General features: G+C 72.0%; 23 protein-coding genes. 11 read left to right on the top strand and 12 right to left on the bottom strand.

What is annotated here, in order from left to right:
• Positions 1–36: 36 nt before the first annotated feature.
• The 3 genes from ACIP4Y_RS05550 to ACIP4Y_RS05540 form a co-directional block, all read right to left on the bottom strand.
• Positions 37–489, bottom strand: coding sequence for a DoxX family protein (locus ACIP4Y_RS05550; RefSeq protein WP_401388035.1), 453 nt, complete (start codon positions 487–489; stop codon positions 37–39).
• An 85-nt stretch (positions 490–574) separates the two neighbouring features.
• The gene (locus ACIP4Y_RS05545; protein WP_401388032.1) at positions 575–1,267 is read right to left on the bottom strand and encodes a class I SAM-dependent methyltransferase; all 693 of its coding nucleotides are present in this window, start codon (positions 1,265–1,267) and stop codon (positions 575–577) included.
• A 62-nt stretch (positions 1,268–1,329) separates the two neighbouring features.
• The gene (locus ACIP4Y_RS05540; RefSeq protein ID WP_401388029.1) at positions 1,330–2,238 is read right to left on the bottom strand and encodes an acyltransferase domain-containing protein; all 909 of its coding nucleotides are present in this window, start codon (positions 2,236–2,238) and stop codon (positions 1,330–1,332) included.
• Positions 2,239–2,370: 132 nt separating this feature from the next.
• On the opposite strand from ACIP4Y_RS05540, the gene ACIP4Y_RS05535 reads away from it, so the two are divergent.
• Positions 2,371–2,667, top strand: a complete 297-nt coding sequence (locus ACIP4Y_RS05535; RefSeq protein ID WP_401388026.1) for a DUF6343 family protein — start codon at positions 2,371–2,373, stop codon at positions 2,665–2,667.
• A 36-nt stretch (positions 2,668–2,703) separates the two neighbouring features.
• On the opposite strand, the gene ACIP4Y_RS05530 is transcribed toward ACIP4Y_RS05535, so the two are convergent.
• The 4 genes from ACIP4Y_RS05530 to rpsA form a co-directional block, all read right to left on the bottom strand.
• Positions 2,704–3,084, bottom strand: a complete 381-nt coding sequence (locus tag ACIP4Y_RS05530) for a tetratricopeptide repeat protein (protein WP_319148574.1) — start codon at positions 3,082–3,084, stop codon at positions 2,704–2,706.
• A gap of 49 nt (positions 3,085–3,133) precedes the next feature.
• Positions 3,134–3,760, bottom strand: coding sequence for a dephospho-CoA kinase (gene coaE, locus ACIP4Y_RS05525; protein WP_401388023.1), 627 nt, complete (start codon positions 3,758–3,760; stop codon positions 3,134–3,136).
• A gap of 97 nt (positions 3,761–3,857) precedes the next feature.
• Positions 3,858–4,796: a PAC2 family protein gene (locus tag ACIP4Y_RS05520; RefSeq protein ID WP_401388020.1), complete on the bottom strand. Its 939-nt coding sequence runs from the start codon at positions 4,794–4,796 to the stop codon at positions 3,858–3,860.
• Between the two features lie 216 nt (positions 4,797–5,012).
• Positions 5,013–6,509, bottom strand: coding sequence for a 30S ribosomal protein S1 (gene rpsA / locus ACIP4Y_RS05515; protein WP_358639832.1), 1,497 nt, complete (start codon positions 6,507–6,509; stop codon positions 5,013–5,015).
• 303 nt (positions 6,510–6,812) lie between these two features.
• On the opposite strand from rpsA, the gene ACIP4Y_RS05510 reads away from it, so the two are divergent.
• Together ACIP4Y_RS05510 and hrpB are read left to right on the top strand one after the other, a co-directional pair.
• Positions 6,813–7,709, top strand: a complete 897-nt coding sequence (locus ACIP4Y_RS05510; protein WP_401388017.1) for a class I SAM-dependent methyltransferase — start codon at positions 6,813–6,815, stop codon at positions 7,707–7,709.
• A gap of 79 nt (positions 7,710–7,788) precedes the next feature.
• Positions 7,789–10,311 carry an ATP-dependent helicase HrpB gene (gene hrpB / locus ACIP4Y_RS05505; protein WP_401388014.1) on the top strand — a complete coding sequence of 841 codons (2,523 nt, stop codon included), beginning with the start codon at positions 7,789–7,791 and terminating at the stop codon, positions 10,309–10,311.
• Here the strand turns inward: hrpB and ACIP4Y_RS05500 are convergent.
• The 3 genes from ACIP4Y_RS05500 to ACIP4Y_RS05490 all read right to left on the bottom strand — a co-directional run bounded on the left by ACIP4Y_RS05500 (position 10,301) and on the right by ACIP4Y_RS05490 (position 13,380).
• On the bottom strand, positions 10,301–11,293 hold the full coding sequence (locus ACIP4Y_RS05500; protein ID WP_358639826.1) for a DUF3068 domain-containing protein: 993 nt from the start codon (positions 11,291–11,293) through the stop codon (positions 10,301–10,303). The genes hrpB and ACIP4Y_RS05500 overlap by 11 nt on opposite strands.
• Positions 11,294–11,320: 27 nt before the next feature.
• A complete protein-coding gene (locus ACIP4Y_RS05495) occupies positions 11,321–11,455 on the bottom strand; it encodes an SPW_0924 family protein (protein WP_401388011.1) in 135 nt (44 codons plus the stop codon).
• A 161-nt stretch (positions 11,456–11,616) separates the two neighbouring features.
• The gene (locus tag ACIP4Y_RS05490) at positions 11,617–13,380 is read right to left on the bottom strand and encodes a lytic transglycosylase domain-containing protein (protein WP_401388008.1); all 1,764 of its coding nucleotides are present in this window, start codon (positions 13,378–13,380) and stop codon (positions 11,617–11,619) included.
• Between the two features lie 318 nt (positions 13,381–13,698).
• Here ACIP4Y_RS05490 and ACIP4Y_RS05485 point away from each other — a divergent pair, with 318 nt between their 5' ends.
• Positions 13,699–14,568, top strand: a complete 870-nt coding sequence (locus tag ACIP4Y_RS05485; RefSeq protein ID WP_401388005.1) for a DUF4184 family protein — start codon at positions 13,699–13,701, stop codon at positions 14,566–14,568.
• On the opposite strand, the gene ACIP4Y_RS05480 is transcribed toward ACIP4Y_RS05485, so the two are convergent.
• Positions 14,477–14,887: a hypothetical protein gene (locus tag ACIP4Y_RS05480; protein WP_358639818.1), complete on the bottom strand. Its 411-nt coding sequence runs from the start codon at positions 14,885–14,887 to the stop codon at positions 14,477–14,479. The two genes, ACIP4Y_RS05485 and ACIP4Y_RS05480, sit on opposite strands and share 92 nt — an antisense overlap.
• Before the next feature lie 438 nt (positions 14,888–15,325).
• Positions 15,326–18,052 carry a DNA polymerase I gene (gene polA / locus ACIP4Y_RS05475; RefSeq protein WP_401388002.1) on the bottom strand — a complete coding sequence of 909 codons (2,727 nt, stop codon included), beginning with the start codon at positions 18,050–18,052 and terminating at the stop codon, positions 15,326–15,328.
• 197 nt (positions 18,053–18,249) lie between these two features.
• On the opposite strand from polA, the gene ACIP4Y_RS05470 reads away from it, so the two are divergent.
• The 7 genes from ACIP4Y_RS05470 (at position 18,250) to ACIP4Y_RS05440 (ending at position 26,626) form a co-directional block, all read left to right on the top strand.
• Positions 18,250–20,562: an FdhF/YdeP family oxidoreductase gene (locus ACIP4Y_RS05470; RefSeq protein ID WP_401387999.1), complete on the top strand. Its 2,313-nt coding sequence runs from the start codon at positions 18,250–18,252 to the stop codon at positions 20,560–20,562.
• A gap of 48 nt (positions 20,563–20,610) precedes the next feature.
• Positions 20,611–21,099, top strand: coding sequence for a hotdog fold thioesterase (locus tag ACIP4Y_RS05465; RefSeq protein WP_401387996.1), 489 nt, complete (start codon positions 20,611–20,613; stop codon positions 21,097–21,099).
• A gap of 54 nt (positions 21,100–21,153) precedes the next feature.
• Positions 21,154–21,600 carry a hypothetical protein gene (locus tag ACIP4Y_RS05460; protein ID WP_401387993.1) on the top strand — a complete coding sequence of 149 codons (447 nt, stop codon included), beginning with the start codon at positions 21,154–21,156 and terminating at the stop codon, positions 21,598–21,600.
• Positions 21,597–22,229 (top strand): Tat pathway signal sequence domain protein, encoded by a 633-nt coding sequence (locus ACIP4Y_RS05455; protein WP_401387990.1) that lies wholly within the window; start codon positions 21,597–21,599, stop codon positions 22,227–22,229. Before ACIP4Y_RS05460 ends, ACIP4Y_RS05455 begins: the two co-directional genes overlap by 4 nt.
• 291 nt (positions 22,230–22,520) lie before the next feature.
• The gene (locus tag ACIP4Y_RS05450; RefSeq protein ID WP_401387987.1) at positions 22,521–23,753 is read left to right on the top strand and encodes a branched-chain amino acid ABC transporter substrate-binding protein; all 1,233 of its coding nucleotides are present in this window, start codon (positions 22,521–22,523) and stop codon (positions 23,751–23,753) included.
• Positions 23,754–23,864: 111 nt separating this feature from the next.
• Complete coding sequence (locus ACIP4Y_RS05445; protein WP_401387984.1) at positions 23,865–24,794, top strand: branched-chain amino acid ABC transporter permease; 930 nt, start codon at positions 23,865–23,867, stop codon at positions 24,792–24,794.
• A 5-nt stretch (positions 24,795–24,799) separates the two neighbouring features.
• Positions 24,800–26,626 (top strand): branched-chain amino acid ABC transporter permease, encoded by a 1,827-nt coding sequence (locus ACIP4Y_RS05440; RefSeq protein ID WP_401387981.1) that lies wholly within the window; start codon positions 24,800–24,802, stop codon positions 26,624–26,626.
• Positions 26,627–26,630 lie beyond the last annotated feature (4 nt).

The raw sequence follows: 26,630 nt of genomic DNA, 5'->3' as shown, positions 1-26,630 counted from the left end.
GAGGAGGGCCGTCCCGGAGGCCCGTGGGAGGCGGTGTCACCGTCGGCGCAGCAGTCGTACCAAGTCGGCGTTGTGGCTCCGGCGGGTCCAGGCGATCAGGGTGAGAGGGACGAGCAGGATCAGCGGGGTCGCCGCGTTCTGCCCGTCGAACGCGGCGAGCTGGACGATGAACGCCCCCACCATGAGCGCGCTCAGGGCGATCGCCGCCACGGACTGCAGCACCGGCACCAACAGGGCGATGGCCCCGGCGAGTTCGAGCGCGCCTATGGTGTACATGGCCCCGCTGCCCCAGCCGATCCGGTCGAAGGACTCGACGGCCGTCGGGTGCCCGATCAGCTTGGGCAGGGCGCTCGCGAGGCCGTAGAACAGGGCGAGCAGCACCTGGACCGTGCGCAGGGCGACCCGGGCTGCACGCGCCCGGCCGGTGCGCGGGCCGGCGTGGGCCGTGGACGTCGTCGGGGAGCCGGTGGGGGCGGTGGTCTCGGACATGGGGTCTCCTGGTGCAGCGGTGCCGGATGCTTGCAACGAGGTAGACCGGCCGGGAGCCGAGAACTCATCGCACGAGCGGGACCGCCTACGCCGTGGGCACTGCCCGCACCCACATCCCGTCCGGTGTCAGATAGGCGTCCACCTCCAGTCCCGCTTCCGCCAGCGCCGACTCGAACTGCTCCTTCGTCAGCGGTCTGGACAGGAAGGTCTGGGTCCAGACCGCGTCCGGGAAGACATACTCCGCGTGGACCGAGTTCACCCCCTCCCCGGCCGGCTCCACCGAGGCGATCCGCACGGTGAAGCCGCTCGGGTCGACCCGCTCCCTGGGCACGTCGGTGTGGTGGTTCGCGCCTTCCCTCTGGATCAGCACACAGCCGCCCTGCGCCACATGCCGGACGCAGGTGCGCAGCAGGCCCCTGCGCACCTCCTCGTCGCCGGCGTGCACCAGGAACGACGCCAGCATCACCACGTCGAACGTCTCGCCCAGGTCGAGGTCTTCGATGGAGCTGTGTATCGTGCGCGCTCCGCGGACCCGGGCCAGCATGTCGGCGGACTCGTCCACCGCCGTGACCGTGAAGCCGCGTTCCAGCAGGGGGTGGGTCATCCGGCCCACCCCGCTGCCCAGTTCCAGGATGTGCGCCCCGGCCGGAACCGCCGCGGCGATGATGTCCGGCTCGTCGCCCACCGGCAGCCGCGCGTACAGCTCGACCGCGCAGCCGTCCGGGGTGATCGCACCGGGTCCCGTGCCCTCGTAGCCCTCACGCATCTCGATCCTCATGCCCGTACAACGGCCCGCGACCGCACGCCCGTTCCCCTCCTCCCCCGGTTCACTCCTTCGAGTTATTCCGCCCGGAACGGGAACCACCCGTGCCCGATGTACCAGTGGCCGCCCGCCCGCAGGTGGTCCCCGACGGCCCGCTCCACGGACGTGCGGCGGGGCAGGCCGGCCACCGGCAGGTCCGGGTCCGAGAAGACGAACCGGACGGGTTCGGTGTCGGCCGGCTCGGTCTCGCAGGCGATGCGGAACCGTTCCTGGAAGCGGAGGATGTGGGAGTCGGCGGGCAGGTACCGCCGCAACTGCGGATCCAGCAGCCAGGAGTGGCACAGCACCGCCGCGGGCCGCTCCTCGGGGAAGTACAGGGCGAAGAACTCCCGGGCCAGCGCCAGGGAGCGGTCGCAGGCGGTCGGGGTCAGCGGGCCGTGGCAGTCGGGGATGTGCAGGTTCAGGCAGAACGTTCCGGGTGCCGCGTCCAGTCCGGCCGTCGCCGTCACCCGCGCGTCGCGATCGCCGAGCCGTGCGCGCTCGAACTGCAGCCGCCCCAGCTGGTACAGCTCGCCGCGGAAGTGCCGGATCAGCCAGCGGCACGCCCGCAGCCCGGGCCTGCCGTGCCGTCTGCGGTGCAGCGCGACGTTCCGGCCCAGGTCGGCCAGGGTGCGCCGGGAGATCTCGGCCGGGACTCCGAGCGTCCGGTGGTACGCCTGGGTGTGCGGGAGCGCGGCGAGGAAGAGGTACACGGGGAAGATGTCGGCCAGTTCGGCCGGGACCGAGGCGAGCGGTCCGTCGAGTTCGGGGGTGCGGCCGGTGTCCTCCGGGTCGCGGAAGACCTCCTCGACGCATTCCGCGAGGAGTCGGCATGTGTCCGGGTCTCCGGCCACCGTGTGCCACCGGGCGACGAGTTCGTTGATGTCCTCGTGCGGCACGGCCAGGTCGAGGAGCAGGTCGGGCAGGTCGTCGGCGTCCGGCAGCACGGGCGGTCCCCCTTCGGTGTCGACGGACGGCGTCACCCCGCGCGCCGTCTCAGCGAGCGGCCGCGCCGCCGCATCGAGTGTTGATGCAGGCCGTCGGCGGAGAGTACGTTGCAAAGCAGGAGTGGTGATCCGATGCGTACGGGCAGTGAACCGGTGACTGCGCGCAGTGCACTGCGGGCGCGGTTCTGGCTGAGCGCGTGGGGGCTGGCCTGGGCGCTCTTCGGCACGGCGGCGTTCGCGGTGGTGGGGCGGCCGGGCTGGGCGGCTGCCTGCGGGGTGCTGTTGCTGCTGGTCACCCTCGACATGGTCATGATCCTCCGGCACATCCGGCAGGGCCCGCACTACCAGCCGGGCCGTGGCATCCCGCCGTACCAGCCGCCGGACGACGGACCGCCGTACCCGGACCCGCCGAGGCACCGGCATCCGTGACCGGCCGCGACGGCCGCGCCGCATCGGGCACGCCCGTCAGTCGTCGAAGCGTGCCGCCCTCAGATAGTCCGGGTTGGGGTCGAGCGCCGCGGCCAGCCGGAAGTGGCGCTTGGCCTGGTCGGGGCGGCCCTGACGCTCATAGGTTCGGGCCAGGGCGAAGTGCGCGAACGCGTTGTCCGGCTCGCGCTCCAGCACGATGGTGAATTCCAGTTCGGCGGGCCGCAGTTGCGCCGCGGCGAAGAAGGCACGCGCGCGGAGCAGCCGGGCGGCGGTGTTCTCGGGGTGCGCGGCGATGACTCCGTCGAGCAGCTTCACCGCGCCTCGCGGGTCCCGCGCGTTGAGCAGCTGCTCGGCGGCACGGAAGTCGATGACATGCGTTTCCGGCGTACGTCCGGTGGAACCGCTGGTCTCGGGCACGACAGAGTCCTTCCCTCACTCCTGCGCTTCAACGCGCCGGTCCGGACCGCTATTCCGCGCCCTCCGCGCCCGCGCGGCGCTGCCGGGCCCGGCGGGCGAGGTCGTCCCACACCTCGGCGACGCGCTTCTTCAGCGCGTCCAGGGGTACGTCGTTGTCGATCACGATGTCCGCGATCTCCCGGCGCTGTGCGCGGGTCGCCTGCGCGGCCATGCGCGCGCGTGCGTCCTCCTCGGTCATCCCGCGCAGCCGGACCAGCCGGTCGAGCTGGGTCTCGGGGCTCGCGTCCACGACGACCACGACGTCGTAGAGGGGTGCGAGACCGTTCTCCGTGAGCAGGGGCACGTCGTGGACCACCACGGCGTCCCCCGCCGCGGCGCTCTCCAGCTCGCGGGAGCGGGCGCCCACCAGGGGGTGCACGATCGCGTTCAGGACGGCGAGCTTCTCGGGGTCGGCGAAGACGATCGAGCCGAGCCGGGGCCGGTCCAGGCTGCCGTCGGCGGCGAGGATGTCCGCGCCGAAGGCGTCGACCACGGCCGCGAGCCCGGGCGTGCCGGGCGCCACGACCTCGCGCGCGATGCGGTCCGCGTCGATCAGCACGGCCCCGTGCTGCACGAGCAGCCGCGACACCTCGCTCTTGCCGGCGCCGATCCCGCCGGTCAGGCCCACTGTCAGCATGGGCGGAAGCCTAGACGCTCCGCTCCGGCGCCCGTACGGCAGGTGCGAGCCGGTGGGACCGGCCGCGCCCGCGCGGCGGAGCCGCACTGGGCGCGGGTCAGTTGTCGCCCTCGCGTTCCGCCAGGAAGCGCTCGAACTCGCGCCCGATCTCGTCGGCCGACGGGATCTCCACGGGCTCGGCGAGCATGTTGCCCCGCGTCTCGGCGCCGGCCGCGGCGTCGTACTGGTGCTCGAGGCCCTGGACGAGCGAGGTCAGTTCCTCGTCGCCCTCCTGGATCTGCCGGTCGATCTCGGTCTGCGTGCGGTGCGCGTCCGTCCGCAGGGAGTGGGCGACGCCGGGCAGGACCAGGCCGGTGGCGGCCGTGATGGCCTCCAGGACGGTCAGGGCGGCGTCCGGGTACGCGGAACGGGCGATGTAGTGCGGGACGTGGGCGGCGAGGCCCAGGACGTCGTGTCCGGCCTCCATGAGGCGGTACTCGACCAGCGCCTCGGCGCTGCCGGGCACCTGGGCCTCCTCGAAGGGGCTGCGGTGGCCGGGGACGAGGTCGCTGCGGTTGCCGTGCGGGGTCAGGCCCACCGGGCGGGTGTGCGGGACGCCCATGGGGATGCCGTGGAAGTTCACGGACAGGCGCACGCCGAGCCGTTCCACTATCTGGCGCACGGCCGCCGCGAACCGCTCCCACTCCACGTCCGGTTCGGGACCGGACAGCAGCAGGAACGGGGCGCCGGTGGCGTCCTGGACGAGGCGGACCTCGATGGCCGGGACCTCGTACCCGGTCCAGCGGTCCCGCTTGAAGGTCAGCAGGGGCCGCCGGGCCCGGTAGTCCACGAGCCGGTCGTGGTCGAACCGGGCCACGACCTGGTGGGGCAGTGAGTCGAGCAGCCGGTCGACGATCTGGTCGCCGGTCTCGCCCGCGTCGATGTATCCGTCGAAGTGGTAGAGCATGACAAGGCCGGCCGATTCCTGGGCGAGCGCCATGTCGACCACGGCGAGGCCCTTCGGCTCCCATGCGTACAAACCCTGCGGATCAAGCACTGTGACCGCTCCTCCTCGTGTTCCTCATGGACAACGTGCCCTGGAACAGGGGAATTCCCGCGACACGCCGCTGAGCGACGATCCGCTGCAGCGCGTCACTTCCCTGCCGACACGGCGGCGGGGGTCACGGCTTGGCCAACCGGAAACGCCTGAGGGGCCGTACCTCGAAAGGTACGGCCCCTCAGCCGACTATCGGCTACGCCTCAGCTGCAGCGGTCAGCTCTGGCCGCCGGCCAGCTTCTCGCGCAGTGCGGCCAGCGCCTCGTCCGAGGCCAGCGCACCGGAGGTGTCCGCACCCTCGGAGGAGTACGAACCGCCACCCGCGGCCGGAGCCGCACCCGCAGCGTCGCCACCCTCGGCAGCGGCCTGGGCGTCCGCCTCGCGGGACTTGATGACCTGCTGCTGGTGCTGCTCGAAGCGGGACTGCGCCTCGGCGTACTGGCGCTCCCACTCCTCGCGCTGCTTCTCGTAGCCCGGCAGCCAGTCGTTGGTCTCCGGGTCGAAGCCCTCGGGGTAGATGTAGTTGCCCTGGTCGTCGTAGGACGCGGCCATGCCGTACAGGGTCGGGTCGAACTCGACCGCGGACGGGTCGGCACCGAAGGACTCGTTGGCCTGCTTCAGCGAGAGGCTGATGCGGCGACGCTCGAGGTCGATGTCGATGACCTTGACGAAGATCTCGTCGTTGACCTGGACGACCTGCTCCGGGATCTCCACGTGGCGCTCGGCCAGCTCGGAGATGTGGACCAGACCCTCGATGCCCTCGTCCACGCGGACGAACGCACCGAACGGAACCAGCTTCGTGACCTTGCCGGGCACGACCTGGCCGATCTGGTGGGTGCGGGCGAACTGCTGCCACGGGTCTTCCTGGGTCGCCTTCAGCGACAGGGAGACGCGCTCGCGGTCCATGTCGACGTCGAGGACCTCGACGGTGACCTCCTGGCCGACCTCGACGACCTCGGACGGGTGGTCGATGTGCTTCCAGGACAGCTCGGAGACGTGGACCAGACCGTCGACGCCACCCAGGTCCACGAAGGCACCGAAGTTGACGATCGAGGAGACCACGCCGGAGCGGACCTGACCCTTCTGCAGGGTCGTGAGGAACGTCTGGCGGACCTCGGACTGGGTCTGCTCCAGCCAGGCACGGCGGGACAGGACCACGTTGTTGCGGTTCTTGTCCAGCTCGATGATCTTGGCCTCGAGCTCCTTGCCCACGTAGGGCTGGAGGTCGCGGACGCGGCGCATCTCGACCAGCGAGGCCGGGAGGAAGCCACGGAGGCCGATGTCGAGGATGAGACCACCCTTGACGACCTCGATGACGGTACCGGTGACGATCCCGTCCTCTTCCTTGATCTTCTCGATGGTGCCCCAGGCACGCTCGTACTGGGCGCGCTTCTTCGAGAGGATCAGGCGGCCTTCCTTGTCCTCCTTCTGGAGGACCAGGGCCTCGATCTCGTCACCCACGGCGACGACCTCGTTGGGGTCGACGTCGTGCTTGATCGAGAGCTCGCGGCTCGGGATAACGCCTTCGGTCTTGTAACCGATGTCGAGCAGGACCTCGTCCCGGTCGACCTTCACGATGACGCCGTCGACGATGTCGCCGTCGTTGAAGTACTTGATCGTCTCGTCGATCGCGGCGAGGAAGGCTTCCTCGTTACCGATGTCGTTGACCGCTACCTGCGGGGTGGTGGCGGTGGTCTCGGTGCTGCTCGTCATGTGGGAAAGGGCTCCGGTACGGACATTGAAGTCGTAGGTACTGCTTACGCCGGGAGCCCGTTTCGCTCTGCAGAAGCCGGACAGCCAAGGAAGCGCCTCACCAGAACTGGTGATGGCGCCTCGACAACCGAGGGGACATACAACAGATGCGAGCGCAGCCTGCTACGTCTGAGGTGCGCAGGCCCGCAGCGCAACTTGTAGCATACGGGGGCGGCCGGACATGGTCAATGCGCGAAGGCGCACACCCGGGGCGGATCGCCGCATTCCCGGCAGAAGAATCGTCCCAACAGGCCACGCGGGCCCATGGGATCCCTTCGTACGGGTCCCCCGCGGGTTGGACGGAAGAGTACGACGAGGGAGCCGATCATCCAAGAGCCGGAAGCGCACGACCCGGAGGGTTCGGAGGGTTTCGAGCCCGAGGCCACCCGGCGTGACGCAGATGTCACGGAGAGCGCGCGGGCCAACCGGGGGTGGTGGGACCGCAACGCGGACGAGTACCAGACCGAGCACGGCACGTTCCTCGGCGACGACCGCTTCGTGTGGGGCCCGGAGGGGCTGGACGAGGTGGACGCCGAGCTGCTGGGCCCGCCGGAGGAGCTGAAGGGCAAGGAGGTCCTGGAGATCGGCGCGGGCGCGGCGCAGTGCGCGCGCTGGCTGGCCGCCCAGGGCGCGCGTCCGGTGGCCCTGGACCTCTCGCACCGCCAGTTGCAGCACGCGCTGCGGATCGGCGGATCGTTCCCGCTGGTCTGTGCCGACGCCGGCGCGCTGCCCTTCGCGGACGGCTCCTTCGACCTGGCGTGCTCCGCGTACGGGGCGCTGCCGTTCGTGGCCGACCCGCGGCTGGTGCTGCGCGAGGTGCGCCGGGTGCTGCGGCCGGGCGGCCGGTTCGTGTTCTCGGTGACGCATCCGATCCGCTGGGCGTTCCCGGACGAGCCGGGCCCGGAGGGCCTGACGGTGTCCTCGTCGTACTTCGACCGCACGCCCTATGTGGAGCAGGACGAGCAGGGCCGCGCGGTGTACGTGGAGCACCACAGGACGCTCGGCGACCGGGTGCGGGACGTCGTGGCCTCCGGTTTCCGGCTGGTGGACCTGGTGGAGCCGGAGTGGCCGGCCTGGAACACGGCCGAGTGGGGCGGCTGGTCGCCCCTGCGCGGCAGCCTCATCCCGGGCACGGCGATCTTCGTGTGCGAGCGGGACTGAGCACTGGGCCCTCGTAACCCACCCGCGTACGTGCACGCGCGCGTGAGGGCCGTTTTCCGGGTCGTACGACACTGGGGGCGTGATCCGTTACGACGCTCTGGACGCGCTGCCCGTGCGCTCCGCCCTGCCCGCCCTGACCGACGCCCTGGAGGGTGACGGCACCGCCGTGCTCGTGGCGCCGCCCGGCACCGGCAAGACGACGCTGGTGCCGCTGGTGCTGGCGGGGCTGGTCGGAGGCGGTCGCGCGCGGCGGGTCGTGGTGGCCGAGCCGCGGCGGATCGCGGCGCGGGCGGCGGCCCGGCGCATGGCGTGGCTGCTGGGCGAGCGGCCCGGGCAGAGCGTCGGCTTCACGGTGCGCGGCGAGCGGACGGTGGGGCTGCACACGCGTGTGGAGGTCGTGACGACCGGTGTCCTGCTGCAGCGGCTCCAGCGCGACCAGGAGCTGGCCGGGGTGGACGTCGTCGTCCTCGACGAGTGCCACGAGCGGCATCTGGACGCCGACACGGTGGCCGCGTTCCTGTGGGACGTCCGGCAGGCGCTGCGGCCGGAGCTGCGGCTGGTGGCCGCGTCGGCGACCACGGACGCCGAGGGCTGGGCGCGGCTGCTCGGCGGGGCGCCGGTGGTCGAGGCGGCCGGTACGGCGCATCCGGTGGAGGTGGTGTGGGCGCCGCCGGCGCGTCCGGTGCGGCCGCCGCACGGGATGCGGGTGGATCCCGCGCTGCTGGCGCATGTGGCGTCCGTGGTGCGGCGGGCGCTGGCCGAGCGGGCCGGGGACGTGCTGTGCTTCCTGCCCGGTGTGGGCGAGATCGCGCGGGTGGCCGGTCTGCTCGGGGATCTGGGTGACGTCGAGGTGCTCCAGGTGCACGGGCGGGCGCCGGCCGCGGTGCAGGACGCAGTGCTGGCGCCCGGGGCTGGGCGCCGGGTGGTGCTGGCGACGTCCGTGGCCGAGTCGTCGCTGACCGTGCCCGGGGTGCGGGTGGTGGTCGACTCGGGGCTGGCGCGGGAGCCGCGGGTGGACCATGCGCGCGGGCTGAGCGGGCTGACGACCGTGCGGGCGTCGCGGGCGGCCGGGCGGCAGCGGGCGGGGCGGGCCGGGCGTGAGGCTCCGGGGGCGGTGTACCGGTGCTGGGCGGAGGCCGAGGACGGCCGTCTGCCGGCTTTCCCGGCGCCGGAGATCAAGGTGGCCGACCTGACCGCGTTCGCCCTTCAGACGGCCTGCTGGGGCGATCCGGACGCCTCCGGGCTGGCGTTGCTGGATCCGCCGCCGGGCGGGGCGATGGCGGCGGCGCGCTCCGCGCTGACAGCGGTGGGAGCGGTGGACTCCGCGGGGCGGGCCACGGAGGTCGGTGTGCGGATGGCTCGGCTCGGGGTGCACCCCCGGCTGGGGCGGGCCTTGCTGGATACGCGAGGTGAAGGGGCCGAGGTCGTCGCTCTGCTTTCCGAGGAAGTGCCCCGGGACTACGGGGATGATCTGGCCGGTGCGTTGGGTCGTGTCCGGCGTGGGGGTGACGCCTACGCCGCGCGGTGGGCTGCGGAGGTGCGGCGGCTGCGGGGCGTCTCGGGGGAGTCTTCCCACCCGTCCGCCCGTGACGGTCGGCAAGAAGGCACCGTCCCGGCCGGATCGGGCGGTGACGACCGTCTCGCCGGTCTCGTTGCCGCGCTCGCCTTCCCCGAGCGGGTCGCCAGGTTCGACGGTGGGTCGTATCTCATGGCGTCCGGTACCCGGGTCGAGCTGCCGGAGGGCTCGGGGCTGCGTGGGGTGCCCTGGATCGTCGTCGCCGTTGCCGACCGGCCCGCCGGGAAGGGACACGCGCGCGTGCGGCTCGGGGCCGCCGTGAGCGAGGGCGTGGCACTCGCCGCCGCCCGCCCGCTTCTGGCGGAAGGGGACGAGGTGCACTGGGCCGACGGGGACGTGGTGGCCCGGCATGTCGAGCGGCTCGGGGCGATCGAGCTGGCCGTACGCCCGCTGAAGGACCCCGGCCCCGCCCTCGTGCGGGCCGCCCTGCTCGACGGGCTCCGGCAGGACGGGCTCGGGCTGCTGCGCTGGTCGCCGGAGGCGGAGGTGCTGCGGCAGCGGCTGGCGTTCCTGCGCGCGCACCTCGGGGAGCCCTGGCCGGACGTGTCGGACGCGGCGCTGCACGCGCGCGTGGAGGAGTGGCTGGAGCCGGAACTGAGCAGGGCCCGGCGGCGGGCCGATCTGGGCCGGATCGACGCCGGGCAGGCGCTCGCGCGGCTGCTGCCCTGGGCGGGCGGGGAGGCGGGCCGGCTGGACGAGCTGGCGCCCGAGCGGATCACCGTACCGAGCGGGTCCAGGGTCCGGATCGACTACCGGGATCCGGAGCGGCCGGTCCTGGCCGTCAAGCTGCAGGAGATGTTCGGGCTGCGGGAGACGCCGGCCGTCGCGGGTGTGCCGCTGCTCGTGCATCTGCTCTCGCCCGCCGGGCGGCCCGCCGCCGTCACGGCCGACCTCGCCTCGTTCTGGCGGGACGGGTACCGGGCCGTGCGGGCGGAGCTGCGCGGCCGGTACCCCAAGCATCCGTGGCCGGAGGACCCGGCGGCCGCAGAGCCCACGCGGCACACCAACGCACGGCTCAGGCGCTGACCGGTTCGGGCTCGTCCGTCCGGGCCGGCGCGGGGCCGTGGGGGCGGCGGGCGCGGGCCTCCAGCCAGAGGGAGAGGGCCAGGAGCAGCAGGCCGACGCCGAGGGAGCCCCAGGGGACGTAGGAGGTGAGGGCCAGGACGAGGGTGCGGTTGTGCTTGACCAGGGCGACCGTGTGGTCGGTGTAGTCCTCGCGCATCTTGACGTGCCCGGCGAACGCGGTGACCTTGGCGCGGCCGCCGAGCAGGGTGCCGCCGCGCAGTTCCTCCCGGTGGATCTCCTCGCCGTAGACGGGTGCCCCGGTGACGGGTTCGACCCAGAACCTGCGGACCGTGGAGTACCAGCGGGTGGTGCCGGTCCTGGCGACCGACTCGGGGGTGATGCCCTGCACGGGCATGGTCTTCGGCATCGGGACCTTGGTCCAGGGGATGGTCTGCTCGAAGTAGTAGACGGTCAGGCCGCGGAAGGTGCGGGTGCCCTGGTAGTGGATGGGGTTGGTGGTGCGGGTCTGGGCGTCGAAGTACTCGTAGTCCCGTTTCCGGGTGAGGAAGGGCCACTTGAACTCGATGCCCTCGCGGGTGACCGGGTCGCCGTCGACCATCTCGCCGGTGGCGTGGACGGGGTCCTGGCTGTGGGCGTCGAAGATGTAGCGTTCGGGCACCTTGGAGACCATCTTGCCGTCGGGGCCCTGGACGTAGGACAGGCTGTCCCAGACGACGACGGGCCGTCCGGCCGTCTTCCCGATCTTCTTCGCGGCCTCCGCGTCGCCCTTGAGGGTCTGCACGATGGTGACCTTCGGGACCTTCTTGGCGCGCATGGTGCCGTAGTCGAGGAGGGTGGCGTTCCGGGCCTCCAGGACCATGTCCTGGTACTGGTTGGCCGGGATCCGGGCCAGGCGCGGGAAGGCGTACCAGCGCAGCAGCGGGGACAGCGCCGCGCAGAACACGGCGCAGGCGAGCAGGAGCAGACTGGCCTTGCGGCGCATTGCGGCCTCCCTCCCGGACGGGCGCGGCTACGGGTGTGCGGGCACCGTCGTCAGCAGCGGCTTGGGGGACGTCCGGCCCGACGGAGCGCCCAGCGCGCTGATGGCGAGGACCAGGGCGAACGCGAGGGCGAGACCGGTCGCGGCGGCGATCAGGGCGCGCATGCGAGGCCTCCCGGCGGACGGTCGGTGTCCCGACGGCTTCCTGATGGTTCGTCAGGTCCGGCACCGTAGCAACGGGCGGGCGAGATGAGAACAGCGGTGCACGCACGAACGAGGGCGCCCTCCCCGCCGGAGCGGAGGGGCGCCCTGTGTGCCGCCGTGCGTCAGGAGGCGGACTCGCTCGGGGCCGGGCTCGCCGCGGTGTCGGCCGCGACCTTCAGTTCCACGGTGAGCGTGGCGCCGCCCGTGGTGGTGATGCGGAGCAGGAAGGTGCCGGTGGTGTCGTCCGCGTACAGCTTCGGGAGGGTGAGCAGGCCCTTCGCGTCCGTCCGGAGGCCGGTGAGGGTGCGTACGGGCTTGCCGCCGGCGTCCTTGAAGTAGGGGCCCTTGTCGTTCTCCGTGGCGTCCGTGCCGGACTTGATCAGCGTGGCGGTGGCCGCGACCTTGTCCGCGACGGCGCCCTTGTACGTCGCCTTCACCTGGACCTGGTCGGCGAACTCGCCGCCGGGGGTGCAGGCCGGCGGGGTGTCGCTGGTGCGGGCCAGGGTGTCGGCGGCGCGCGCGCTGACCGTGGCGGTGAAGTCGACGCCCTTGACCGAGCGGCCCACGACGGCCGCGGTGACCTTGAAGTCACCGGTCTTCTCACCGGCCTGGAGCGCCGGGGCGACCGCGAGGCCCTTGGCGTCGGTGGCGACCGTGGCCACGGTCTCGCCGCCGGCGAAGGTGGCGTCCGTGTCCCCGGTGAGGGTGAACCTGATCCTGACCTTGGCGACGGACTTGCCGACCTTGGTCTCGGCGCGGACGCCGACCGGGTCGGCGAAGACGTCGCCGGCCATCGCGGTGAGCTTTCCGGTGCCCACGCCCTGCAGGTGGTCCACGAGGTCGGTGGGCGTCTGCGGGGGCGAGGGCGGGACGGGCGGCTGCGGGGTGGGCGGCTGCGGAGTGGGCGGCTGCGGGGGCTTGGGGCCGGGCGTCTCGTGGCCGCCGTTGCCGTTGCCGTCGCCGCCGGGCTTGTGGGGCTTGGGGTGCGGCTTGGGCTTGGGCGTGGGCGGGTGCGAGGGGCTCGGGGACGTGGTGCGGTGGGAGCCGTCGTCGCTGCGGTGCTCGGGCACACCGCCGGTGCCGTCGGGGATGGTGTGGCTGCCCTTGCGGTAGTACTCCAGCCAGTTCAGGACCAGGTTGAGGTAGTCCTGTGAGTTGTTGTAGCTGAGGATCGCGCTGCGCAGACCGCCGTCGGTGGACAGGTCCCAGCCGTTGCGGCACAGGTAGTGGCCCGCGGCGAGGGCGGCGTCGTAGACGTTGTTGGGGTCCTTCTTGCCGTCACCGTTGCCGTCGCGGCCGGCCCAGGCCCAGGTGGACGGGATGAACTGCATGGGGCCGACGGCCTGGTCGTAGGTGCTGTTGCCGTCGTACGCGCCGTCGTCGGTGTCCGGGATGAGCGCGAAGCCGTTGCCGTCGAGCTGCGGGCCGAGGATCCGGCCGACGGTGGTGCCGTCGGCGTCGACCCGGCCGCCGCGGGCGTGCCCCGACTCGACCTTGCCGATGGCGGCGAGCAGTTGCCAGGGCAGGTTGCAGCCGGGCTTGGCGGAGCGGAGTTCGGCCTCGGCCTTCTTGTAGGCGTCGAGGACCGTCGCCGGGATGCCTGCCTCGGCCTCGCCCCGGGAGACGGGGGTGCCGGCGCTCGACGAGGGGCTGGGGTTGGGGCTCTTCAGCGGCGGGAGGTCCGTGTAGTAGGGCGAGTTGCCGGTGGCGTTGCCGGCGGCGGGCCCGTCCGGTACCGGGGCGGTGGCGCCGGTCGCCGCCTGTCTGCCGGGGTCCTCGCCGGTCACTCCCGGAGCCTGGGACGCGGAGAGAGCCGCGACCGCTGCCGCGGCCACGGCGGTGGTCGCCGCTCCCTTGCGCAGCCGCCTGCCGAAATGCGCCGCCATAGAGTGAACCCCTCCCATGGACGTCCGTGCGTCCGTCTCCGTCTGTCTGCCTCGCTCTGGTGTGACGGTTGACCCCGTGATCTGGTTGCCCCTGTGCCGCCGTTCCCTCTGTGTGATGTGTGTGCGGCCGTGCGCCCTGCACGGCGACGCAGGTGACCCTATGACAACTTGCTTTGAGCGGGCACCCGTTCGCGCCCCGTTTTCACCGGTTGGCCAACTGTCGTCGTCCTGCGTGGACCCGGACGGTGGTCACGCATACTGGGCGCAGCCGATCACCGGCGCCGAAGTACGGGCCGTCGAACGCCCTGGGGGTTTCCGTTGCCGTTCACGCTCAGCCATGCGGCGGCCGTGCTGCCCGCGATCCGCGGGGACGGCAGCGGCCGGGGCCGGCTGGTGCCGGCTGTGCTCGTCGCGGGTTCCTGCGCGCCCGACATGCCCTATTACGCGGCCGGTGTCCTGCCGGGCGGCATGGAGTTCGGCACGGTCACGCACGCCTTCGCCGGGGTCTTCACGGTCGACGTGCTCATCGCCTGGGCCCTCGCGGGGCTGTGGCTGCTGGTCCGGGAGCCGTTGCCGGCGCTGCTGCCACGGGCCTGGCAGGGGAGGCCGGCCGCCCTGCTGCGCTGCGGTGCGCCACGCGCGCGCGTGCGGGCCGCGTCGGCGGGCCGGTGGTACGGCTCCGCGGTGCTCGGCGCGCTCACCCATGTGGTGTGGGACGCGTTCACGCATCACGACCGGTGGGGTACACGACTGATTCCGGCCATCGGCCGGGACCGTCCGGCCGGCATGCCGCTGTTCACGTGGCTGCAGTACGGGTCCTCGGTGGCGGGTGCCGTGGTGATCGCGGTGTTCGTGGTCCGCGCGCTGCGGCGGGCGCCGGGCGGGGCGCCGGCGGGGGTGCCGGTGCTGTCCGCGCGGGACCGGTGGTGCGCGTTCGCGGTGATCGGCGGCTGCGCGCTGGCGGGGGCGGCGCAGCGGGCGGCGCGGTGGTGGGAGCAGCGGGCTACGGCCGCGAGGCCGTGGGAGCTGGTGCCCACCCTGTGCTTCGGCGCGGGCGCCGGGGTGGTCCTGGGGCTGCTGCTGTACGCCGTCGGGGTCAGGGTCCGGCGTCCGGCCGTGGGTCCTGGGGGCCCTGGGGGTCCCGGTGAGGTGGTCGGTGCGAGTCCGGAGCAGCCGGTCGCTCGGTGAGGGACGCGACGAAGACCGTGAGCGTGGGCCGGGGGCGGGATCTCGGGATCAGGGTGAGGACGAGGGCGAGATAGCCGCGGGCCAGGTCGGTCCACTGGCGCCAGTCGGGGGTGCGGGCCGGGCGGCCGGCGAGTCCGCGCCGGAGGCGCTGGGTGACGTGGCGGACGGTCGTGGCCAGGTCGGCCGGGATGCGGGCGGTGCTTGCGTCCGCCGCGAGGGCCGGGACCGGCGCTGCGGGCACGGCCTGCGCCGAGACGGTGTCCGCCCAGGCCCCGGTGGCTGCCTCGGGCGTCCGGCGGTGAAGCATGCGTATACCCATGCCCGCAGTGTTGCGGCTGCGGGCGGTGAGGGGCGTTTTGACGGGGGCCACGAGAGTGACGGGCCCTCCGGGGCTTCGGCGGGTGGAGCCGGGCGGGTGGAGCGGTGCCGTGCTGGTCGGGGTGGGTTCGGCACCGCCGGGGTGCGCCGTCGGGGGTGATCGTTTTTGCGGCGGGGACGGGTCGGCCGGGGTGGGGAAGGGGGCGGCGGAACCAGGAGCGGCGGTTGCGGCGGGCCGGGGGCGCGCCGGCAGCGGGCGAGGACGGCGGAGGAGCGGCGGCGCGAGTGGGGGGATGGAGGGGGCGTCGGCCGTGTCCTGGCCACAACGCCCCCGCGCTCCCTCGTTCGCGCCGCCACCGCCGCTCGGTCGCAGTGCCCCCCGCTTCGTTGCAGCGCGCCCCCGTGCGCCCCATCCCCTCCGTCCGAGCGCCGCAGGCTGCTAGTGGGCTGCCGATTCCCAGTCCGGGCCCACGCCCACCGAGACGTCCAGGGGGGCCCTGAGGTGGACTGCGCTGGACATTTCGCGGCGGACGAGTTCCTCGGCGGCCGCGCGCTCGCCGGGGGCGATCTCCAGGACGATTTCGTCGTGGACCTGCAGGAGCATGCGGGACTTCAGGTCCGCCGCCCGCAGCGCGCTGTCCACCTTGAGCATGGCGATCTTCACGATGTCCGCCGCCGTGCCCTGGATGGGCGCGTTCAGAGCCATGCGCTCGGCCGCCTCGCGGCGCTGGCGGTTGTCGCTGTTGAGGTCGGGGAGGTAGCGGCGGCGCCCGAAGAGCGTCGCCGTGTAACCCGTCGCCCGGGCCTCGTCGACCGCTCGGCGCAGATAGTCCCGGACCCCGCCGAAGCGCTCGAAGTACGCGTCCATCAGCGCCCGCGCCTCGGCCGCCTCGATGTTCAGCTGCTGGGAGAGGCCGAACGCGGACAGGCCGTAGGCCAGGCCGTACGACATCGCCTTGATCTTGCGCCGCATCTCGGCGTCCACCGCGCCGGGCTCGACGCCGAACACCTGGGAGGCGGCGGTGGTGTGCAGGTCCTCGCCGGAGGTGAACGCCTGGATCAGGCCGGCGTCCTCGGAGAGGTGGGCCATCACGCGCAGTTCGATCTGGCTGTAGTCCGCGGTCATCAGGGACTCGAAGCCCTCGCCGACCACGAAGCCCCGGCGGATCGCCCGGCCTTCGTCCGTGCGGACCGGGATGTTCTGGAGGTTGGGGTCCGTGGAGGAGAGGCGTCCGGTCGCGGCCACCGTCTGGTTGAAGGTGGTGTGGATACGGCCGTCGCCCGCGATGGTCTTGATCAGGCCCTCGACGGTGACGCGGAGCTTCGCCTGCTCCCGGTGCCGGAGCATGATCACCGGCAGTTCGTTGTCGGTCTGGGCGGCGAGCCAGGCCAGCGCGTCCGCGTCGGTGGTGTAGCCGGTCTTGGTCTTCTTCGTCTTCGGCAGCGCGAGCTCGCCGAAGAGGACCTCCTGGAGCTGCTTGGGCGAGCCCAGGTTGAACTCGTGGCCGGCCGCGGCGTGCGCCTCCTTCACGGCCTGCTGCACCGCACCAGCGAACATCTGTTCCATCGCTTCGAGGTGCGGGCGGTCCGCCGCGATGCCGTGGCGCTCCATGCGGGCGAGCAGCGCGGAGGTGGGCAGCTCCATGTCACGGAGCAGATCGGCGGCGCCCACCTCCTCCAGTCGCGTCCCGAAGGCCGTGCCGAGGTCCAGGACGGCGCGGGCCTGGACCATCAGGGCCTCGGCCTCGGCGCCCTCGTCCGCGCCGAAGGCCAGCTGGCCGTCGGCCGCGGCGGCGGGGGCCAGCTCGCGGTGCAGGTACTCCAGGGACAGCGCGTCCAGGTCGAAGGAGCGGCGGCCGGGCTTGACCAGGTAGGCGGCGAGCGCGGTGTCCATGGTCACGCCCTCGACGCTCCAGCCGTGCTCGGCGAAGACGCGCATGGCGCCCTTGGCGTTGTGGAACACCTTGGGGCGGTCGGCGTCGGCCAGCCAGGCCGCGAACGCGTTCTCGTCGGCCTCGTCCAGCTCGGCCGGGTCGAACCAGCCCGCCGCTCCCCCGGCCGCGGCGAGGGCGACCTCGGCGACCGAGCCGGTGCCCAGCGCCCAGGTGTCGACGGTGGCCACGCCCAGGGTCCCGGCGCCGTGCTCGGCGAGCCAGGGGGCCAGCTCGCCGGTGCGCAGGATGCGGCCGTCGATCTCCACGCCGTCGGTGGTGACCGGGGTGGTCTCGGCCTCCTCGGTGCCGGGGTCGACGGCGAAGAGGCGCTCGCGCAGGGACGGGTTGCGGATCTCCAGGGTGTCCAGGACCATCGCGACGGCCTTGCGGTCGTACGGGGCCCGCTCCAGGTCGGCGACCGTCTTCGGCAGCTCGACCGCGCGCTCCAGCTCGGTGAGGACGCGGTTGAGCTTGACGGACTCCAGGTGGTCGCGGAGGTTCTGCCCGGCCTTGCCCTTGACCTCCTCGACCCGCTCGACCAGCTCGGCGAACGAGCCGAACTGGTTGATCCACTTCGCGGCGGTCTTCTCGCCGACGCCGGGGATGCCGGGGAGGTTGTCGGACGGGTCGCCGCGCAGGGCCGCGAAGTCGGGGTACTGGGCGGGCGTCAAGCCGTACTTCTCGAAAACCTTCTCCGGGGTGAACCGGGTCAGCTCCGAGACGCCCTTCGTCGGGTAGAGCACGGTGGTGTGCTCGGTGACCAGCTGGAAGGAGTCGCGGTCACCGGTGACGATCAGCACCTCGAAGCCCTCGGCCTCGGCCTGGGTGGCGAGGGTGGCGATGACGTCGTCCGCCTCGTACCCCTCGACGGCGAAGCGCGGGGCGTGCATCGCGTCGAGCAGCTCGCCGATCAGCTCGACCTGGCCCTTGAACTCGTCCGGGGTCTTGGAGCGGTTCGCCTTGTACTCGGTGAACCGCTCGGAGCGCCAGGTCTTGCGGGAGACGTCGAAGGCCACCGCGAAGTGCGTGGGCGCCTCGTCACGCAGGGTGTTGGCCAGCATCGACGCGAAGCCGTAGATCGCGTTCGTCGGCTGGCCGGTCGCGGTCGTGAAGTTCTCCGCCGGCAGCGCGAAGAACGCGCGGTAGGCCAGCGAGTGCCCGTCCATGAGCATCAGCCGGGGACGGGTACCGCCGGGGGTCTTGTCGGTCTGCTTCGGTGCTGTCTCTGCCACGTCCCCGATCCTGCCACGCCGCACCGACACTCCGGTCCGGGCGGTTCCTCCCCGGGTACGCGCGGACGCGTTTCGGTCACCTGGTGTGACGGTGACTCTGTGCAAGCAAGGCGGCCGCTACCGCCCGGTCCCCTTGTCGGCGGGCCGTGGGAGGATCGTCCGCGTACTTCTCACACGCAGTCGAAGGGGACCGTGCGATGGCGACGAAGCCGCCCAAGGGTGATCCGGTTCAGGACGCGCCGCAGGTCGCGGAGCCGAAGCACGCGGCGGCCGGGCTGCCGGCCATCGGGCACACGCTGCGCATCGCCCAGCAGCAGATGGGGGTGAGGCGCACGGCGCTGACGCTGCTGCGCGTGAACCAGAAGGACGGCTTCGACTGCCCGGGCTGCGCCTGGCCGGAGCCGGACCGCCGGCACGCGGCGGAGTTCTGCGAGAACGGCGCCAAGGCGGTGGCCGAGGAGGCCACCCTGCGCCGGGTCACGCCCGAGTTCTTCGCCGCGCACTCCGTCGCCGACCTCTCCGGCCGCAGCGGCTACTGGCTGGGCCAGCAGGGCCGGCTCACGCACCCCATGTACCTCCCCGAGGGCGGCACGCACTACGAGCCGGTCTCCTGGGAGCGGGCCTTCGGCATCGTCGCCGAGGAGATCGCCGCCCTCGGCTCCCCGGACGAGGCCGTCTTCTACACCTCGGGCCGCACCAGCAACGAGGCCGCGTTCCTGTACCAGCTCTTCGCGCGCGAGCTGGGCACGAACAACCTGCCGGACTGCTCGAACATGTGCCACGAGTCGTCCGGTTCGGCGCTGAACGAGACCATCGGCATCGGCAAGGGCAGCGTCCTGCTGGAGGACCTGTACCAGGCCGACCTGATCATCGTCGCGGGCCAGAACCCGGGCACGAACCATCCGCGGATGCTCTCCGCGCTGGAGAAGGCCAAGGCGAACGGCGCACAGGTCATCAGCGTCAACCCGCTGCCCGAGGCGGGCCTGGAGCGCTTCAAGAACCCCCAGACCCCGCAGGGCCTCCTCAAGGGCGCCGCCCTCACCGACCTGTTCCTGCAGATCCGCATCGGCGGCGACCAGGCTCTCTTCCGGCTCCTCAACAAGCTGATCCTGGAGACCGACGGCGCGGTCGACGAGGAGTTCGTGCGCGAGCACACCCACGGCTTCGAGGAGTTCGCGGCGGCCGCGCGTGCCGCCGACTGGGACGAGACGCTGACCGCGACCGGCCTCACGCGCGCGGAGATCGAGCGGGCCCTCGGCATGGTCCTCGCCTCGAAGCGGACGATCGTCTGCTGGGCCATGGGCCTCACCCAGCACAAGCACGCCGTCCCGACCATCCGCGAGGTGGTCAACTTCCTGCTGCTGCGCGGCAACATCGGGCGCCCGGGCGCGGGTGTGTGCCCGGTGCGCGGGCACAGCAATGTCCAGGGCGACCGCACCATGGGCATCTTCGAGCGGCCCGCCCCGGCCTTCCTGGACGCCCTGGAGAAGGAGTTCGGGTTCGCGCCGCCGCGCGAGCACGGCTTCGACGTCGTACGGGCGATCCGCGCGCTGCGCGACGGCGAGGCGAAGGTGTTCTTCGCCATGGGCGGCAACTTCGTCTCCGCCTCGCCCGACACCGAGGTCACCGAGGCCGCGATGCGCCGCGCACGGCTGACGGTGCACGTGTCGACCAAGCTGAACCGCTCGCACGTGGTCACGGGCGCGCGGGCGCTGATCCTGCCCACCCTGGGCCGGACGGAGCGCGATGTGCAGGACGGCGGCGAGCAGTTCGTGACGGTCGAGGACTCCATGGGCATGGTGCACGCCTCGCGCGGACGCCTGAAGCCCGCGAGCCCGCAGCTGCGGTCCGAGCCGGCCATCGTCTGCGGGCTCGCGCGCCGGGTGCTCGGCGAGCGCAGTGTCGTGCCGTGGGAGGAGTTCGCGAAGGACTACGCGACGATCCGTGACCGCATCGCGCGCGTGATCCCCGGCTTCGAGGACTTCAACGCCCGCGTGGCGCGGCCCGGCGGCTTCGCGCTGCCGCACGCCCCGCGCGACGAGCGCCGCTTCCCGACCGCCACGGGCAGGGCGAACTTCACGGCGGCGCCGGTGGAGTACCCGGCGCTGCCCGAGGGCCGGCTGCTGCTGCAGACCCTGCGCTCGCACGACCAGTACAACACCACGATCTACGGCCTGGACGACCGGTACCGGGGCATCACCGGCGGACGCCGGGTGGTGCTGGTGCACCCCGAGGACGCCCGCGCGCTCGGGGTCGCCGAGGGGTCGTACGTCGACCTGGTGAGCGAGTGGCAGGACGGGGTGGAGCGGCGGGCGCCCGGCTTCCGGGTGGTGCTGTATCCGACGGCCCGGGGGTGTGCGGCGGCGTACTACCCCGAGACGAACGTACTGGTGCCGCTGGACGCCACCGCCGACACCAGCAACACCCCGGCCAGCAAGTCCGTCGTCGTACGCCTGGAGGACCACACCGAGGACGCGCAGAGCCGTCTGGAACAATCGGCGACCGACTGAGCGTTTGCTCAGCGAGCAGCCAGCTGGACGACGAACGGAGCCGGGCCCATGGGTGAGCAGCAGCGAGTGAAGTTCCCGCAGGAGGTCATCGACGAGTACGCGGCGCTCGGCGTGGACCTGCCCGCCCTGTTCTCGGCCGGGCACCTGGGCACGCGCATGGGGGTGCAGATCCTGGAGGCCTCGGCGGACAAGGTCGTCGGGACCATGCCGGTGGAGGGCAACACCCAGCCCTACGGCCTGCTGCACGGCGGTGCCTCCGCGGTGCTCGCCGAGACCCTGGGCTCGGTCGGCTCGATGCTGCACGGCGGCGCCTCAAAGATCGCGGTCGGGGTGGACCTGAACTGCACGCACCACCGCGGGGTCCGCTCGGGCCTGGTGACGGGCGTGGCCACGCCGGTGCACCGGGGCCGGTCGACGGCGACGTACGAGATCGTGATCAGCGACGAGGCGGGCCGCCGGGTCTGCACCGCCCGGCTGACCTGCCTGCTGCGGGACGTGCGGCCGGGCGACGGGCCCACGGAACCCGCCGGAAGCTGAGTCCGGCTCCGCCGGAGCGTTGCCCCTCGCCCTCCCTCCCCTTAGCTTCGGCACATGGGACGGCGAGGAGGCCCCCGGCCGGGGGTGAGGTTCCTGGTGCTCGGGCTGGCGGCGCCGGCGGTGCTGTGCGCGACGGGCTGCGCCGGGCCGAGCGGCTCCCCGCATCCCCCGCAGTCCCCGGCCGCCCCCACGTCCTCCCCGGGTTCGGCAGCCGCCTCCTCCCCGGCCCCCGGACAGCCGGCCTCCGACGCCGATCTGTGCGCGCGGCTCATCACCTACTGGTCGCGCGAGGTTCTCGACGGTGACTCCTACGGCGACTACCAGTCGATGGGGCTGTCCCACGGGCAGTACGAGATCCTGCGGGACGTCGTGGACGCCGCGCGGCCCGTGAAACACCGTCAAGGTTCCGCATTGGCCGACAAGTTGATCGTCCGTCAGGCGCGTACGGCGTGCACCGAGCGCTACCGCCACGGGACCCCGAGCGGAGGCCCGTGGACATGAGCGGCATCGGTCCCCCGGAGCCCGGTGAGGGCACCCGCGCGCGGGACGACCGGCAGCCGGAGGAGGCGTTCCCGGCCGGCCGGACGCGCACCGCCCTGGTCTCCTGGTACGCCCGCCACCGGCGGATCGCCTTCGCCCTCGCCGCCGCGGCCGTCCTCCTGGGCGGCGGCTACCTCTACGCCACGCGGCCGCAGCAGCCGCCCCCGCACCCGCCACGCAGGCCCGCGCAGGTGCCGTACCCCGCCCAAGTGGTGGACGTGACCTACCTCGACGCCCGGACCCCTCCGGCGGGCGCCCCGCCGCGCAGCTTCAGCTTCGCCGTCCTGGTGAGCGTGGCGTCGGGGCCGCCGGTCACCGTGACCCGGGTGAGCCAGCCGTACGCGGGGCTGACCCTGACCACGACACCACCCGCTCCGTTCCGAACCCGGGCGGATTCGGCCCGCAAGATCACAATAACCATGCACGTGACGGACTGCGAAAAAGCCCCCAGGGACGCCGGGCTCCCTTTCCTCGACGTAACTCTGCGTAATACACGTGCAATACAGACGCAGAGCTTCATCCCGGGGGCGCGCTACGCACAGGACCTCTCCCACGCCCTGGAAGTAGCCTGCAGCAACAGATCCAGGTAATCACCAAAACAGCTGAGACACCTGGAACGATCACGGCGAGTCCTGCGGGTTCTCAAAATGTGGACGGCGCGAATCCACCTGAATTCCACCTTCCACCCCACCCAGTACCGCTCTGCATTACGTCGTGTCATAACAAGAGCGTCACAGCCTCGGTCAGACACTCCTCCACGTTCCCCACACACGCTTAGAGTCACGGCCAGTCACCGCGCCTTCGGATTGTCCAAAATTTGCGCGGCGCGCGACTCGACCGCTTCCACGGGGAGGCGGTTGTGCCTGGGGAAAGGACTGATCGTGCGTCAACGTTCGCTTATCGCCATCACCGCCGCGCTGGCGGCGGGAGCGCTCACCCTCACCGCCTGCGGCTCGCGCGACAGCGGCGACAAGGGTTCCGACTCGGGCAACGGCGGCACCACCGTCGTCATCGGTGTCGACGCCCCCCTGACCGGCGACCTGTCCGCCATGGGCCTCGGCATCAAGAACTCGGCGGACCTCGCCGCCAAGAACGCCAACAAGCAGAACCTGGTCAAGGGCATCACCTTCAAGATCGACGCCCGCGACGACCAGGCCCAGCCGTCCGCCGGCCAGCAGAACGCCTCCACGTTCGTCTCGGACAAGAGCGTCCTCGGCGTCGTCGGCCCGCTGAACTCCTCGGTCGCCGAGTCGATGCAGAAGGTCTTCGACGACGCCAAGCTGGTGCAGGTCTCCCCGGCCAACACCGGCCCGGCCCTGACCCAGGGCCAGGACTGGCAGAACAAGAAGGTCCGCCCGTACAAGGCGTACTTCCGCACCGCGACCACGGACGCCATCCAGGGCCCGTTCGCCGCCCAGTACGTCTACAACACGGCCAAGAAGAAGAAGGTCTTCGTCATCGACGACAAGAAGACCTACGGCTCCGGCCTCGCCGCGACCTTCACCACGGAGTTCAAGAAGCTCGGCGGCAAGGTGGTCGGCACCGAGCACATCAACCCCGACGCCAAGGACTTCTCCGCGGTCGCCACCAAGGTCAAGAACTCCGGTGCCGAGGTCGTCTACTACGGCGGCGAGTACCCCCAGGCCGGCCCGCTCAGCAAGCAGATCAAGGCCGCCGGTGCCAAGATCTCGCTGGTCGGCGGCGACGGCATCAAGGACGACACGTACATGAAGCTGGCGGGCTCCGAGGCCACCGGCGACCTGGCCACCTCCGTCGGCGCCCCGGTCGAGGACCTGCCCTCCGCCAAGCAGTTCGTGGCCGACTACAAGGCCGCGGGCTACAAGGAGGAGTACTCCGCCTACGGCGGCTACGCCTACGACTCCGCCTGGGCGGTCATCGAGGCCGTGAAGAAGGTCGTCGACGCCAACGGCGGCAAGCTCCCCTCCGACGCCCGCGCCAAGATCACCGAGGCGATGCAGGGCGTGGCCTTCGACGGCGTGACCGGCAAGGTCTCCTTCGACGAGTACGGCGACGCCACCAACAAGCAGCTGACCGTGTACGCCGTGAAGAACGGTGCCTGGGTGCCCGTCAAGTCCGGTACCTACACCGGCTGATCCACGCCCGACCCACTCAAGAGCCGCGCGGGGCGCTGTTCCACTGGCGCCCCGCGCGGACTCGCATCCGGCCACATCCCTCGCACTTTCCGAACGCTCGGAGGACATGCGGTGAACGAACTGCCGCAGCAGCTGGTCAACGGCCTGCTACTAGGATCCATGTACGGGCTGGTCGCCATCGGCTACACAATGGTCTACGGCATTGTCCAGCTCATCAACTTCGCCCACGGCGAGATATTCATGACGGGCGCGTTCGGCGCTCTCACGGTCTGGCTCTGGCTTCCCGGCGGCACCAGCATGTGGATCGCGCTGCCGCTGATGATCGTCGGCGCCGTGATCGTCGCGGTCGCCATCGCCGTCGGAGCGGAACGGTTCGCCTACCGGCCCCTCCGCAACGCCCCCCGCCTCGCCCCCCTGATCACCGCCATCGGCCTCTCCCTGGCGCTCCAGCAGGCGGTGTGGGCCTGGTACCCGGAGGCGAAGTCCGCGCGCACCTTCCCGCAGATCGCCGGCGGCCCCTTCGAGATCGGCAGCGTCACCATCCAGACCGGCGACATCTTCCTCGTCGTCGCGGCCCCCATCAGCATGGCCGTCCTCGCCTGGTTCGTGATGAAGACCCGCACCGGCCGCGGCATGCAGGCCACCGCGCAGGATCCGGACACCGCCAAGCTGATGGGCGTCAACACCGACCGCATCATCGTGATCGCGTTCGCGCTCGGCGCCGCGTTCGCCGCCGTCGGAGCCGTCGCCTACGGCCTGAAGTACGGCGAGATCAACTTCCGCATGGGCTTCATCCTCGGTCTGAAGGCGTTCACCGCAGCCGTCCTCGGCGGCATCGGCAACATCTACGGCGCCATGATCGGCGGCGTGGTCCTCGGCGTGGCCGAGACCCTGGCCACCGCCTACATCGCCGACATCCCCGGCATGGACAAGTTCGGCAGCCAGTCCTGGGCCGACGTCTGGGCCTTCGTACTCCTCATCCTCGTACTGCTGTTCAGGCCACAGGGCCTGCTCGGCGAGCGCGTCGCGGACAGGGCGTGACACCGATGACCACACAGACCACCGCACCCGACACCCCCGGCGCCCCCAAGGCCGACACCCCCTCCGGCCTGCTGCCCCTGCCGGAGAAGGCCGCCCGCGCCCTCGCCCTCGGCGGCAGCGTCCTGACGATCGCCTCCACCTTCCTCGCCTGGACCTGGACCTCCGCCTTCCCCGGCGACCTCACCGTCTACGGCTACCCCGGCGGCCTGCAGGTCCTCGTCCTCATCGGCGCGGCCCTCGCCACCCTCATCGCACTGGCCTCCTACGGCCTCCGGGGCCTGGCCTGGCTGGTGCCCGCCGGCCCCGCCCCCGCCCTGAAGTTCGCCACCCTGGCCACCTTCGCCACCGCCTGGTACACGGTCATCGCCATCAGCACCGACCTCGGCGGAGTCGTCAACCTCGAACCCGGCGGCTACCTCGTCGCCGTCGCCAGCCTCGCCGCCCTCGCCGGCGCCCTCGCCCTGCCCTTCCAGCGGCCCGAGCCCGACCCGATCGACCCCGACGACACCGGCTGGGAGAAGTTCAAGCACGGCGCCGCACACAAGTGGGAGATCACCAAGGCGGTCTTCGCCGGCGGCTCCCCCCGGCCCGTGGCCACACTCCCGTCGTACGCCGAAATCCTGATCATCGTCGGGATGCTCGCACTCGGCCTCGTCGTCTTCACCTACGGCATCGGCACCGAGTACGACGAACTGTTCATCGGCTTCCTCATCACCGCCGGCCTCGGCTTCGCCGCCCTCAACAAGGCCGGTGTCATCGCCCACGCCTCACAGATCGCCTCCCGGCACACGAACATCACCATCTGCGGCGCCTTCGTCGCGGCGGCACTGTTCCCCTTCACCCAGACCGACGACCAGTACGCCACCCTCGGCGTCTACATCCTGATCTTCGCCACCGTCGCCCTCGGCCTGAACATCGTCGTCGGCCTCGCCGGCCTCCTCGACCTCGGCTACGTCGCCTTCCTCGGCGTCGGCGCCTACGCGGCGGCCCTGGTCTCCGGCTCCCCCAGCTCGCCGTTCGACGTGCACTTCCCGTTCTGGGCCGCCGTCCTGGTCGGCGCCGCCGCCTCGCTGGTCTTCGGTGTGCTGATCGGCGCCCCGACGCTCCGGCTGCGCGGCGACTACCTCGCCATCGTCACCCTCGGCTTCGGTGAGATCTTCCGCATCACGGCGAACAACCTCGACGGCACCTCCGGACCCGACCTCACCAACGGCTCCAACGGTGTCTCCTCTATCCCGAACCTCGACGTCCTCGGCTTCGACTTCGGCGCCCAGCACGCCATGGGCGGCTTCACCATCGGCCGGTTCGCGAACTACTTCTTCCTGATGCTGCTCATCACCGCGGTCGTGGTGCTGGTGTTCCGCCGCAGCGGCAACTCCCGCATCGGACGCGCCTGGGTGGCCATCCGCGAGGACGAGACCGCCGCGCTCGCCATGGGCATCAACGGCTTCCGGGTCAAGCTGATCGCCTTCGCCGTCGGCGCCTCGCTCGCCGGCCTCGCCGGCACCGTCCAGGCCCACGTCACCTACACCGTGACCCCCGAGCAGTACCTGTTCGCCGGCCCCATCCCGCCCAACTCCGCGTTCCTGCTCGCCGCGGTCGTCCTCGGCGGCATGGGCACCATCAGCGGTCCGCTGATCGGCGCCGCCCTGCTCTTCCTCATCCCCAACAAGCTCCAGTTCCTCGGCAACTACCAGCTCTTCGCCTTCGGTCTCGCGCTCATCCTCCTGATGCGGTTCCGCCCCGAGGGCCTCATCCCCAACCGGCGCCGCCAGCTCGAGTTCCACGAAGACGCGGAAGCACCCACCCTCCTGACGAAGGCGGGGGCCTGACCAC

This window comes from Streptomyces sp. NPDC088810, assembly GCF_044750305.1.
In the GTDB taxonomy this organism is placed as follows: Bacteria; Actinomycetota; Actinomycetes; order Streptomycetales; family Streptomycetaceae; genus Streptomyces.
Note: the sequence above shows the minus strand (reverse complement) of the source record. Positions and strands in the feature narration are given on the sequence as shown.